We start from the raw sequence: 12,235 nt of genomic DNA, 5'->3' as shown, positions 1-12,235 counted from the left end.
TCACCGAATTCATAGCTAAACATCCGGGAGGTCTCCTGAAACACCCGCTCTTCATGAGGGTTCTTTTTAAAAATAAAGGAGGATTTATAACATGGCAGTTACAACTTATTATGAACAAGATGCAGAACTTAGCGTATTGAAAGGTAAAACCGTTGCGGTAATCGGTTACGGAAGTCAAGGGCATGCTCAAGCACAAAACTTGCGCGATAGCGGCGTGAAAGTCATTATCGGTCTTCGTGAAGGCAAATCTTTTGATAAAGCCAAAAACGACGGCTTTGAAGTTCTCTCCGTAGCTGAAGCAACAAGCAAAGCTGACATCGTACAAATCCTGATGCCTGACGAAACTCAAGCATCGGTGTACAAAAACGACATCGAACCAAACCTGAAAAAAGGCGCGGCTCTGATGTTCTCCCATGGTTTCAACATCCATTTCGGACAAATCGTGGCTCCTAAGGATGCGGACGTGCTTCTGGTAGCTCCAAAATCCCCAGGTCACATGGTTCGTCGTACTTACGTTGAAGGCTTCGGCGTACCGGGTCTGATCGCAATCGAGCAGGATGCAACCGGACAAGCCAAACAAATCGGCCTTGCTTATGCAAAAGGCATCGGCTGTACCCGTGCAGGGGTTATCGAAACTTCCTTCCGCGAAGAAACCGAAACCGACTTGTTCGGCGAGCAGGCTGTACTTTGCGGCGGTGTAACTGCCCTGATCAAAGCTGGTTTCGAAACTTTGGTAGAAGCTGGATATGCTCCGGAAATGGCTTACTTCGAGTGCTTGCATGAAATGAAGCTGATCGTTGACATGATCTATGAAGGCGGTATGGCTAACATGCGTGATTCCATCTCCAACACAGCGGAGTATGGTGACTATGTAACTGGACCTCGCGTTGTAACTGATGAAACGAAGAAAGCAATGAAAGAAGTACTTAATGATATCCAACAAGGTAAATTCGCACGCGACTTTATCCTTGAAAATCAATCCAACCGCGCATTCCTGAATGCGACTCGCCGCAATGAAGCAAACCACCCGATCGAGGTTGTAGGTGCTCAGCTGCGTGAAATGATGCATTGGATCAAGAAATAATCATATTTATACGATAATGATCCTTTTCCCGCTGGGAAAAGTGAACCTTTCCAATGCGGCCGTGCACCTAGCGTGAGCCGCATTGGTAGTTTTTATAGGTTTTTGGATGATAAGGAGGTGCCTTGGACTTGCGAAAAATTTATGTATTTGACACAACATTGCGCGACGGGGAGCAGTCTCCTGGCGTAAACCTGAATACCCGTGAGAAGCTCGAAATCGCATATCAACTGGAAAAACTGGGCATTGATCGGATGGAGGCAGGTTTTCCTGCAGCATCTCCCGGAGATTTGGCGGCAGTAAACGCAGTAGCCAAAGCGGTGAAAAATGTGACGGTGATCGGTTTATCCCGTTCCAAAGAACATGATATCGACGCTGTCCGTGAAGCATTGATCGGAGCGCAGGATCCATGTATCCATATTTTCCTGGCGACATCGCCGATCCACCGAAAGCATAAGCTGAAAATGGAAAAGCATGAGGTGCTGGAAACGGCGCAATCGGCTCTGCGTTATGCGAAGAAGTATTTTTCCAAGATCGAATTTTCCCTTGAGGATGCCGGACGCACGGAACTGGACTTCATGGTCGAAATGGTGTCTATGGCCGTAGGCGAAGGCGTGAAGGTAGTGAACATTCCGGATACGGTGGGCTACTTGAACCCGTCCGAATACGGTGCCATCTTCAGACATCTGAAGGAAAACGTGCCTGATATCGAAAAGGTACAGCTCAGCGCGCATTGCCACAATGACCTCGGAATGGCGACAGCCAACACCCTTGCCGCGATTCAAAACGGTGCCGATCAAATCGAAGGCACGATTAACGGCATCGGTGAGCGTGCGGGCAACACGGCAATTGAGGAGATTGCCATGGCTCTGGAGACACGTCAGGAGTTCTTCGGTGCCAAGACTTCGCTCAATCTGTCTGAAATCTCCCGTACGAGCCGCTTGGTCAGCAAGCTGACGGGCATGGTGGTGCCTGGCAACAAGGCGATTGTCGGAGCGAATGCGTTTGCACATGAATCCGGTATTCACCAGGATGGCATGTTGAAAGAAAAAACGACGTATGAAATCATGACCCCTGAGACCATTGGACTGAAGGAAAGCAAGCTGGTACTGGGCAAGCATTCCGGACGTCACGCTTTCCGTGAGAAGCTGCTGGACATGGGCTATGAACTGGATGAGCAGGAGCTGAACCAGGCCTTTGCCCGATTCAAGGAGCTTGCGGACAAGAAGAAGGAAGTTTCGGATGACGACATTATGGCTCTCGTAGAAGAGAAGCTGGTCGATACGCCGGAGGTCTACAAACTGGAAACGATCTATGTCACTTACGGTAACCGCTCGGTACCTACGGCCAAAGTGCGCATTATCAAGGGTCAGGAGCAGGGATTGGAAGAGGAAGCAGAGGGTAATGGTTCGGTAGATGCCATCTATAACGCTGTCGATAAAGCGACAGGAGAAGAAGTCACCCTATCTGACTACTCGATCAAATCGGTCTCCCGCGGTAAGGATGCGCAAGGTGAGGTGCATGTCGTCCTCACTCAGAACGATGTCTCGGCGCAAGGCCGCGGACTCAGCACGGATATACTGGAAGCGAGTGCCCGCGCTTACGTGGATGCTTTGAACCAGTTAATCGAGAAGCGTAAAACATTCAGCAAGAGAGAACGTGCGAGCTTGTAAGAGCGCGCCATATCCCTCCTTGCTGATAGCACAGAAAAGGCAGACCGCTATGACTTGCGGTCTGCCTTTTCTTGTGAACCAACGGATTTAACCGTCTTGTCACTAAACTGGGTTAAGTATGATTACCAAGCATAAGCTTCCGGTGCTTCACCGCCCGGACCAGGGAAGATTTCATCCAGCCGCTTCAGTACGGCCTCGTCAAGCTTGACGTCGATCACGTGGAGTGAGCTTTCCAGCTGTTCCAGCGTGCGTGGACCGATAATCGGTGCCGTAACGGACGGGTGCGTCAGCAGCCACGCAAGCGCTACATTGTCCTGAGGTTCGCCGAGCTCGTTGCATAATTCCGCGAAGGCTTCCAGCTGTGCGCGATGCTTTTCAATTTTTTTCGAGTTATTGCCGCTGCGGGTGCCTTCGAGTTTCTTCAGCGCATTGCGTCCCAGCATGCCGCCATCAAGCGGGCTCCAAGGAATGACGCCGAGCCCCATTTCTTTGGCGGCAGGCAGCACTTCAAGTTCAGGCAAGCGGCAGTTTAGATTGTATTTATGCTGTTCTGCGACAAGGCCGAGAAAGTGGCGATTTTGTGCTTTACCTTGAGCCTGGGCAATTTGCCAGCCCGCAAAGTTGCTGGAACCGACATACCCGATCTTTCCTTGGGACACTGCGAGTTCAAAGGCTCCCCAAAGCTCGTCCCAGGATACATTGCGGTCTACATGATGCATCTGATACAGCTCAATATGATCGGTTTGCAGACGTTTTAGCGAGCCTTCCAGGTGACGGCGGATCTTGTAGGAGGACAAGCCTTCCGTGCTGTTAGGGCCATCGGCAGGATCATGCATATTTCCATGGACCTTGGTCGCCAAGACCACTTTCTCGCGTCGGCCGCCGCCTTGAGCGAACCAACGGCCGATAATGGTTTCCGTAAGACCGGAATTTTGGCCCCAGCCGTAAATATTAGCGGTATCAAAAAACTGAATTCCTGCATCCAAGGCAGCATCCATAATGCGGAATGCTTCTTTTTCATCCGTTGCGGGTCCAAAATTCATGGTTCCCAGGCACAAACGGCTAACCTTCAGACCTGATTTACCGAGATAGGTGTATTGCAAAATCGTTCAACTCCTTCAACGCAGATTTGGGTCTATACGATACCATTTTACCCGGAGGAGTCTCAAATAGGAATGTGGGAAGTTACGATTCTGGGGCGGGAAGGTTACATTCGGAGGCTTCTTATAGGAAAATACTATAAAGGTGATAGATTCTATATCTTGGTCAACTGCCCTGCGAATATGATACAACAATAGATAGATAATTAGATCAGTGAGTGAAGTAACCATAAGGAGTGACGGAAAACATGCCAGAAGTGAAGAAAATTGCCGTAATCAGCGGAGACGGAATAGGACCGGAGGTCGTTGCGGAAGCCGAGAAAGTGCTTAAGCGGACGGAAGAGTTGTTTGGATATTCGTTCGAGACAGAACATGCTCTCTTCGGCGGCATTGCTATTGACGAGAAGGGTACCCCGCTTCCGGAAGAAACACTGTCCGTGTGTAAAAATGCCGACGCTGTACTTCTGGGCGCTGTAGGCGGCCCGAAATGGGACAGCAATCCTAAGGAGCTTCGTCCGGAAACCGGTCTCCTGGGCATTCGCAAAGCACTCGGTTTGTTCTCCAATCTGCGTCCGGCAGTTGTGTTCGATTGCCTGAAGGATGCTTCTACACTGAAACCGGAAGTGCTTGAAGGAACGGATTTGATGGTTGTTCGCGAATTGACCGGCGGCATTTACTTTGGTGAAAAGTTCAGACGCCAAGGCGAGCATGGAGAAGAAGCGGTGGATACTTGCGCATATAACGTGGTTGAAGTGGAACGCATTGTGCGCCAGGCTTTCGAAATCGCCCAGAAGCGAAGCAAGAAGCTGGCTTCCGTTGACAAAGCCAACGTGCTTGAAACTTCCCGCTTGTGGCGTGAAGTCGTCATTCGCGTATCGGCGGATTACCCGGATGTTGAGCTGGAACATGTGCTCGTGGATAACTGCGCAATGCAGCTCCTTCGCCGCCCGGCAAGCTTTGACGTTATCGTCACGGAAAATATGTTCGGAGACATCCTCTCTGACGAGGCAGCGATGCTGACCGGTTCCATCGGTATGCTGGCATCGGCCTCCATGGGTGAAGGAGCATTTGGATTGTTTGAGCCGGTACACGGCTCCGCACCGGATATTGCCGGACAGAATCTGGCGAATCCGATTGCAACGGTCCTGTCGCTTGCCATGATGCTTCGCCTGACGTTCGGTTATTCTGATGCAGCGGATGCAATTGAAGCGGCTGTGTCTCAGGTCCTGAACGATGGACACCGCACCAGCGATATTGCTGTAGATAAGAGCAAGGCGATCGGCACCCGTGAGATGGGCGATCTGATCGTAGCGGCCATCAAGAAGTAATATAGATTGTTGCCCTTACCAATAGCAAGCGGGTGTCACTTTCCGAAGTGATGCCCGCTTGTTGCATGTATCGCTCAGGAAAAGCATGTTGTTTATATATACATATATAATAGGAAGCTTTTGTTCACGATTTTATTTTATTTATAATTATTATAAATAAATAACCGATATAATCTTGACTTTGAAATGGACGAATGATACCATTTTAAATGTAGGTTCCAGACGGAATCAATGATCATATGAAATAAGAAAAACTTATGTTTTTCTTTCATATAGAATGGACGAATGAGCTCATTCTATATATATCTCAAAGGAGGATTTATAACATGGCAGAACGTTTAGTAGGTAAACCAGCTCCTGATTTTACAATGGAAACCGTATTGGGTGACGGTTCCGACTTTAGTAAAGCAAGCCTGACCGACTACCGCGGTAAATGGCTCGTATTCTTCTTTTATCCTTTGGACTTCACATTCGTATGCCCGACTGAAATTACAGCATTGAGTGAAGCTGCTTCCCAGTTTAAAGCTCTTGATGCCGAAATCCTGGGCGTAAGCACAGACTCGATCCACAGCCACAAAGCATGGATCAACACTCCAACAGATGCTAATGGTCTGGGACAAATCAGTTTCCCGCTGGCTTCGGATATCACTAGATCCGTTGCTAAGGACTATGGCGTATACATCGAAGAAGAAGGCGTAGCACTGCGCGGACTCTTCATCATCAACCCAGAAGGCGAACTGAAATATCAAGTGGTTAACCACAATGATATCGGCCGCAGCGTTGAAGAGACGCTTCGCGTATTGCAAGCTCTGCAATCCGGCGGACTGTGCGCAATGAACTGGAAACCAGGCGACAAAAACCTGTTTGCGTAAGATTTCATATGGACAAGCCCCCTTTGCCGGGTGTGAGGATGCCCTCCTTACCTGCAACGGGGGCTTTTTAAGCTAATAGAAGGTGGAAATTTCGAAGGTTTAGACGGAGGGATATACGTTGATATATATCAAGAAGAACCTGCAGAAATTTATATGGAACTATACATCCGAAAAAGGAATTGCCATAGAATAAAGCGAATACATTTATGAATAATACGGTGGAATCAAGAGGAGGGTGAACTGGCATGAGTTATTGCTGCGGAGCGAGTATGGTTGGAACGAAGGGAACATTAAAACATTATCGCACTCAGGTCCACAATGTTCCCCTGCTGTTCTGTCCCGTGTGCCACCGGGTTGAAGTTCATTACAAGGTTGAGAACGAATATGAAATTTTAGCTGAATATGCGCATGGTGACGGAGCCGGGGAAATTGATTTCCAGGACTATGTTGTGGAAGATGACGAGACTATTTTCGAAAATGTCGTCAATTGCGAAAAGGAGGATCCCAAGGACATCGTACAAAGCCAAATTGACATGGCGCTGGACTTGTTGACAGTAGCCAAGCAAATGCAGGACGAGAAATGGGAGGGCGAATTAAAGAAAAGATTGGCCGTGATGAGCCAGCGGCGGCTGCGCTTGCAGCATAAGGCATAATCATGAAAATGGCACCTGTTATGCTTATAGGAACGATTTACCTAACATAACAGATGATATAAAAGCATCAGTACATGTGTATTCATGTATTTGATGCTTTTGTTTTAACATTTTTGAGAGCGTTTCCAAGTCGGGGTTCGAAGTTTTTCCATACATGAAAGCATCTTTGCGTACTTATTTGGGAAAATAACCATAAATTTCTTTTTTCGACAGTTTCTCTGATTGAGTTTTCCAGCTACCTTGTCTATGATAAAACTATCTTTTCTATTGCATGTCTGTCTATGAGGACAAATTGAACTAATGAAAGGATAAGCCCTTCTCCTGAATAAGAGCGGAGCCCTGATGATGCAGGATTGACTTTAGTTCATTTGTATAGATGAAAGAATAGGAGATGGGGGATGGAGTGAATCTTTCATTCTCTTGAAAAGGGGGAGTATCGTGTTGAGCGATATCCAAGAGACATTGTTACAGTCCCTTGAGGCTTTTCAATCCACGCAGTTGGTGAAGAACAAGTACGAAAACATCCTGGAGCATTTGGATAGCGGAGTTATGCTATTTGACAGCGAAGGTGTACTCACGTTTATTAACGTGCAGATGGCCAGGCTGCTCGAAGTGTCCCGGAAATCCCTTACGGGCTGTACGTTATTGCAGATTTTGCGTCATCCGCAGCTCAGCCGTTTCAAGAAGAAGAAGATTCTGCGGATTTATCGCGAAACGATTTTTCACTGCAAGAAGTACCACGAGCTCACGGATGAATCCGGGCGGCAGTGGCTGCTTACCGTAACTTACGGTGATCAGATGGACGGAGATTACTTGTTTAGCGTGAAGGATGTATCTGATTTTAAGCAAATCGAACAAACCGCTTATCGGAACGATAAGCTGGCCATGCTCGGTAAAATATCCGCCTCCATTGCACATGAAATCCGAAATCCGCTGACTGCAATCCGGGGGTTCATTCAACTGCTGCGTCCCCATCTGATTAAACTGGGAAAAGATGAATATGCCCGTATTATTCTTATGGAAATCGACAGGGCCAATGATATCATATATGAGTTTTTGAATTCATCGAAGCCTTCCGCGCCTCAGACGACCGTGATTCCGGTCTCCTCTTTACTGAAGGAAGTCGTGCTGCTGACCGAGAGCGAGGCGCTGATGAAAGGCTGTCAGGTGCTCCTGCATGATGATATTCTACCGCTGCATATCTCTGTGGACGTGAAGCAAATCAAGCAGGTGATATTGAACATGGTTAAAAATGCGATGGATGCGTTTGACCTTTTGACAGGGGAAAACGGGGGATTAATCGAGATCCGGGCGCATCGCGACAACAAGAATGTACATATTTGCATATCGGACAACGGTAAGGGGATGGACCATAATACGCTTTCCCACCTGTTTGATCCGTTCTTTACGACGAAGGAGAGCGGGACAGGCCTTGGGCTGTCTGTCAGCTACCGGATTATTAAGAATCATAAGGGGTACATTGCCGTTAATAGCACGGTCGGAAAAGGGACGGAGTTTGTTATTTCTTTGCCAATCGTGGAAATCGTATAGGGTGATGAAGAAAAAGCCTGTTCCTCAAGGTTAGGGGGAGCAGGCTTTTTTTGTAATGATGAAAGAGGGTCAGGCGAGAAGATATTAATTGTATCGGGATTCTTACATAATAGCTGGACCCACATTCCACTACGAAGTTCTAAAATTTGATAAAACTAACGGAGGATAAAGGTGCGGAAGAGTCGGTCCGGATGAATATGGTTGGCGTTTGATTTCGGACAAGCGCACGACGCTTGGTATGCTTGACGAGCATTCGCCAACAACCCGTTTTTTTGGGCTAAAGATACGGTCTTTGGAGTTGCTTTGGACAAACGTGGAATAATATATATGATTAAACGTCCGAAAACTCAAGACAAAAAGGAAGATGGCCCATGAAAGGACATTCCGATTCCGGATCTATACAGGTTTCAATCGATTGGAAGGAAAATCTCGACGCGGCGCAGTATGATGTGGACGCGTTTATTGTATTGGTATCACCTCAGGGCATACAGGATGGGAGCATGCGTCAGGTCTGGACTTCACTGCTTCTGCCGCTGATGGAAAGCCACCTGTTTCAGGCTGCGCCCTTTCAGACATATGCCGTTCCGCTGCCAGGCCGGGGGGAGTACCGGACCGTGATCTTCGTAGGTGCTGGAGAGCGTCCCCTGACATCCGAGGAACTGAGGATCGCCTCTGCGCAGGCTGCCAGAATGGCGCTGAAAATGAGGGCAAAAAAGCTGGCCTGGGAGCTTAGTTCTCCGCTGGTCACTTTCACGGCCGAACAGCATGCGAGAATTGCTGCCCAGGCGATGACGGAGGGAATGATTTTGGGTTCTTACCGTCATAAGCAATACAAAAAGAGCAATTCCGAATACAAGGGCTTGGAGCAGCTGACATTTTTGCGAAAAGGCAAGGTTTCGGGTGTAGAGATGGCGGATTGGGAGGAAGGTATCGCTCGCGGACGCGCTTTTGCTGAATCCACTTGTATAGCCAGGGATTTAACCAATCTGCCGGGCAATTTTCTCGTGCCTGAGGATTTGGCCAGGGCTGCGGTGGAGGTGGCAGAGAAACACGGATTGGAGTCGACGGTTCTGGATGAGAAACAGCTCGCAGCCATGGGAATGGGCGGATTGATCGCCGTCGGACAGGGGAGCGTGCACCCGCCACGGCTAATCATGATCAAGTACCAAGGCAAAGACGACTGGGAAGACGTCATCGGGCTTATAGGTAAAGGAATTACCTTTGATACGGGAGGTATTTCGCTCAAGAGGCGGGTTGGCATGGAGGAGATGATTAGCGATATGGGCGGAGCCGCCGCCGTTCTCGGGGTCATGAATGCGCTGGGAAGGCTCCGTCCTGCGGTGAATGTCGTGATGGTCATCCCGGCAGCGGAAAATATGCCGGCTGGAAATGCCTTTAAGCCGGGGGATATCATCCAAAGCTACAGCGGGAGAACGATCGAGGTACTCAATACCGATGCAGAAGGCCGGGTGGTGCTTGCGGACGGGATGGCCTATGCGAGGGAACAGGGGGCCGCTAAGCTCATTGATGTCGCAACGCTCACGGGAGCCGTGCTCTCGGCTTTGGGAGATGTCGCCACAGGAGTGGTTACGAATGACGATACGATGCTTGAGGAGTTCATTCTGGCCTCCAAGCGCACAGGGGAAAAGGTATGGCCGCTGCCTGCATACAAAGAGTTCTGGGATATGCTGAAAAGCGATGTAGCCGATCTCAGCAATAGCACCGGTTCCAGAGGCGCTGCGATTACAGCCGGGCTGTTTATCGGAACCTTTGCGGAAGGGCTGCCCTGGATTCATTTGGACATTGCCGGAACGGCTTTTCTAAACAAAGAGCGGGGCGTCAACCCGAAAGGGGCAACCGGGGTTATGGTTCGTACCCTGACGGAGTGGATTCTTGCGCAGGAAGCACCTGATCAATAACAGCACGCAAAGGGCAGATCCCTGGTTCGTTCGAACCTTGGAGCTGCCCTTTGTTAGAATGCGTACTTTCATACGAATTATCGTTTGTTTGGGAAACCTCTGCTTGCCGTTTTTGCATCCTGCATCGTTGCCTCCAAAGTGGAGCGCACGGCGCCTGAGAGTCCTGGTTTCAATATGTATATATTTCGAAATGTGCACGGAGCGTGAATAAATGCATAATCATCTTTACTTTAGCACTGTGAATCAAGTATGATGAGATAATAAATTTTAATACGGAAGGAGCAGGTTTTTTTGAAGACAAATCCCTGCAAGATTGTGGATTGTACAATTCGAGACGGTGGACTGGTGAACAATTGGGATTTCAGCGTTGAATTTGTACAGAGCTTATATGCCGGACTGAATGAGGCTGGCGTTGATTATATGGAAATCGGCTACAAAAATTCTCCGAAGCTGCTCAAGGGTGCCGATCAGGCCGGGCCATGGCGCTTTTTGAACGATGATTTCCTGCGTGAGGTCATTCCTCAGAAGGGCAAAACCAAGTTATCTGCTTTGGTGGATATCGGACGCGTGGACGTCGATGATATTCTGCCTCGCACGGAAAGCATGCTCGACCTGATTCGCGTTGCCTGCTATATCAAAGATGTGGACAAGGCACTTGATTTGATCCAAACGTTCCATGACCGTGGTTATGAGACAACCCTGAACATTATGGCTTTGTCCAATGTCATGGAAAATGAGCTGATTGAAGCTTTTGAAATGATTAAGGATAGCGTCGTTGACGTCGTATATATCGTTGATTCCTACGGCAGCCTGGATCACAAGGACGTGGAATATCTGGTAGAGAAGTTTAAGAAGCATCTGCCGAATAAACGTCTGGGCGTACATACGCACAACAATATGCAGCTGGCGTTCTCTAATACGCTGACTGCGGCAGAGCTTGGCGTGGAACTGCTGGATGCTTCCGTATACGGTATGGGACGCGCTGCAGGAAACTGCCCGACGGAGCTTTTGGTAACGCATCTGAAAAATACGCATTATAGCCTGCGCCCGGTGCTGGATATCATTGAGCGTTACATGATCCCGCTTCGTGAAAAGGAAGAGTGGGGCTACCTCATTCCTTACATGATTACGGGCACGCTGGATGAGCATCCGCGCTCGGCGATGGCACAGCGTGCATCGAAAGATAAAGATAACTATGTGGAGTTTTACGATAAACTGACCACACCGGAAGTGAATTTCGACACGAAATAACCGGAATTCAAATCATAAAAAAAGCTTGACCGCGTAAATGGCGGTCAAGCTTTTCTTTTTACTATTTAATACGGACGTATTCCCGTTCCCCTGTATCCTTATTATAGTACACCTGGTATTTGAGGCCGTCGCGCGGATCCACGAATATTTCGGGTGTCGGCGTGAATCTTCCGCTCATGAGATCCCTGCGGCTGGCATCCTCATCCTTCCGACGGTAGCGGCGGTCGAAGAAGCGCCAGCTGAGCCATAGTAGAAGCAAAAACACGACAAGCTGTAATCCATACACCAAAACGACAGTCACGATGGCTCCCATATGAACGACCCCGTTAACCGACAGGTCGAGTTTTTACGACGGTTCCGTATGCAACGATCTCGCTCATATTGTTGCCGATATCCCCGCTGTCGAAGCGCATCATCACAATGGCGTCTCCGCCCATGGCGTGCGCGTTTTGCACCATCCGATCCATCGCTTGCCGGCGGGCATCCTCAATCATCTGTGTGTACTGCTTGACCTCACCGCCAACCAGTCCTTTTAAGGAAGCCATGATGTCTCCACCGATTCCCCGCGCCCGGACAACGACGCCAAATGTCGTCCCCAGTACCTCAACTACCTCATGATTATGTATGTGCTCCGTCGTTGTAACGATCATCCACATTCACTCCTTCAGTGTGATACCTTATTTTACGGATAAGTGCGAAAAAGGATTCAAATATTTATTCATCCCTGCCTTCTGTCGAAGGGTGACGGGGCCGCAAAATTATTGTCTGATCCTAGCAGGAAAAGGCGTAGAAATGTGGAATTATTTA

The 12,235-nt window shown here is 48.8% G+C and carries 11 protein-coding genes; 8 read left to right on the top strand and 3 right to left on the bottom strand.

Translation table 11 applies throughout. From position 1 onward, the window contains the following. Window positions 1–91 precede the first annotated feature (91 nt). Window positions 92–1,084 carry a ketol-acid reductoisomerase gene (gene ilvC / locus GRF59_RS11290; protein WP_136604006.1) on the top strand — a complete coding sequence of 331 codons (993 nt, stop codon included), beginning with the start codon at window positions 92–94 and terminating at the stop codon, window positions 1,082–1,084. Window positions 1,085–1,212: 128 nt separating this feature from the next. After that, the gene (locus GRF59_RS11285; protein ID WP_160497650.1) at window positions 1,213–2,754 is read left to right on the top strand and encodes a 2-isopropylmalate synthase; all 1,542 of its coding nucleotides are present in this window, start codon (window positions 1,213–1,215) and stop codon (window positions 2,752–2,754) included. Between the two features lie 122 nt (window positions 2,755–2,876). Here GRF59_RS11285 and GRF59_RS11280 read toward each other — a convergent pair whose 3' ends face one another. Then, window positions 2,877–3,857, bottom strand: a complete 981-nt coding sequence (locus tag GRF59_RS11280; protein WP_160497649.1) for an aldo/keto reductase — start codon at window positions 3,855–3,857, stop codon at window positions 2,877–2,879. 245 nt (window positions 3,858–4,102) lie between these two features. On the opposite strand from GRF59_RS11280, the gene leuB reads away from it, so the two are divergent. The 6 genes from leuB (at window position 4,103) to GRF59_RS11250 (ending at window position 11,428) form a co-directional block, all read left to right on the top strand. After that, complete coding sequence (gene leuB, locus GRF59_RS11275; RefSeq protein WP_160497648.1) at window positions 4,103–5,182, top strand: 3-isopropylmalate dehydrogenase; 1,080 nt, start codon at window positions 4,103–4,105, stop codon at window positions 5,180–5,182. A 326-nt stretch (window positions 5,183–5,508) separates the two neighbouring features. After that, on the top strand, window positions 5,509–6,054 hold the full coding sequence (locus GRF59_RS11270; protein WP_160497647.1) for a peroxiredoxin: 546 nt from the start codon (window positions 5,509–5,511) through the stop codon (window positions 6,052–6,054). Between the two features lie 245 nt (window positions 6,055–6,299). Then, on the top strand, window positions 6,300–6,707 hold the full coding sequence (locus GRF59_RS11265; protein ID WP_160497646.1) for a hypothetical protein: 408 nt from the start codon (window positions 6,300–6,302) through the stop codon (window positions 6,705–6,707). Between the two features lie 438 nt (window positions 6,708–7,145). Next, the gene (locus GRF59_RS11260; RefSeq protein ID WP_160497645.1) at window positions 7,146–8,258 is read left to right on the top strand and encodes an ATP-binding protein; all 1,113 of its coding nucleotides are present in this window, start codon (window positions 7,146–7,148) and stop codon (window positions 8,256–8,258) included. 371 nt (window positions 8,259–8,629) lie between these two features. Next, window positions 8,630–10,177, top strand: a complete 1,548-nt coding sequence (locus tag GRF59_RS11255) for a leucyl aminopeptidase (protein WP_160497644.1) — start codon at window positions 8,630–8,632, stop codon at window positions 10,175–10,177. A 291-nt stretch (window positions 10,178–10,468) separates the two neighbouring features. Further along, window positions 10,469–11,428 carry an aldolase catalytic domain-containing protein gene (locus GRF59_RS11250; protein ID WP_160497643.1) on the top strand — a complete coding sequence of 320 codons (960 nt, stop codon included), beginning with the start codon at window positions 10,469–10,471 and terminating at the stop codon, window positions 11,426–11,428. A 61-nt stretch (window positions 11,429–11,489) separates the two neighbouring features. Here GRF59_RS11250 and GRF59_RS11245 read toward each other — a convergent pair whose 3' ends face one another. Both GRF59_RS11245 and GRF59_RS11240 read right to left on the bottom strand, forming a co-directional pair. Then, window positions 11,490–11,741 carry an HD family phosphohydrolase gene (locus GRF59_RS11245; RefSeq protein WP_160497642.1) on the bottom strand — a complete coding sequence of 84 codons (252 nt, stop codon included), beginning with the start codon at window positions 11,739–11,741 and terminating at the stop codon, window positions 11,490–11,492. Between the two features lie 13 nt (window positions 11,742–11,754). Then, window positions 11,755–12,078 (bottom strand): YbjQ family protein, encoded by a 324-nt coding sequence (locus GRF59_RS11240; protein WP_160497641.1) that lies wholly within the window; start codon window positions 12,076–12,078, stop codon window positions 11,755–11,757. Between the last annotated feature and the right edge of the window lie 157 nt (window positions 12,079–12,235).

This window comes from Paenibacillus dendrobii (genome assembly GCF_009807035.1).
In the GTDB taxonomy this organism is placed as follows: Bacteria; Bacillota; Bacilli; order Paenibacillales; family Paenibacillaceae; genus Paenibacillus_AQ; species Paenibacillus_AQ dendrobii.
Note: the sequence above shows the minus strand (reverse complement) of the source record. Positions and strands in the feature narration are given on the sequence as shown.

What these genes read in the sequence shown, in the direction of transcription:
- ilvC (WP_136604006.1), top strand. Translation starts at nt 92, where the DNA reads ATGGCAGTTACAACTTATTATGAACAAGATGCAGAACTTAGCGTATTG.
- leuB (WP_160497648.1), top strand. Translation starts at nt 4,103, where the DNA reads ATGCCAGAAGTGAAGAAAATTGCCGTAATCAGCGGAGACGGAATAGGA.
- GRF59_RS11270 (WP_160497647.1), top strand. Translation starts at nt 5,509, where the DNA reads ATGGCAGAACGTTTAGTAGGTAAACCAGCTCCTGATTTTACAATGGAA.
- GRF59_RS11265 (WP_160497646.1), top strand. Translation starts at nt 6,300, where the DNA reads ATGAGTTATTGCTGCGGAGCGAGTATGGTTGGAACGAAGGGAACATTA.
- GRF59_RS11255 (WP_160497644.1), top strand. Translation starts at nt 8,630, where the DNA reads ATGAAAGGACATTCCGATTCCGGATCTATACAGGTTTCAATCGATTGG.
- GRF59_RS11245 (WP_160497642.1), bottom strand. Translation starts at nt 11,741, where the DNA reads ATGGGAGCCATCGTGACTGTCGTTTTGGTGTATGGATTACAGCTTGTC.
- GRF59_RS11240 (WP_160497641.1), bottom strand. Translation starts at nt 12,078, where the DNA reads ATGATCGTTACAACGACGGAGCACATACATAATCATGAGGTAGTTGAG.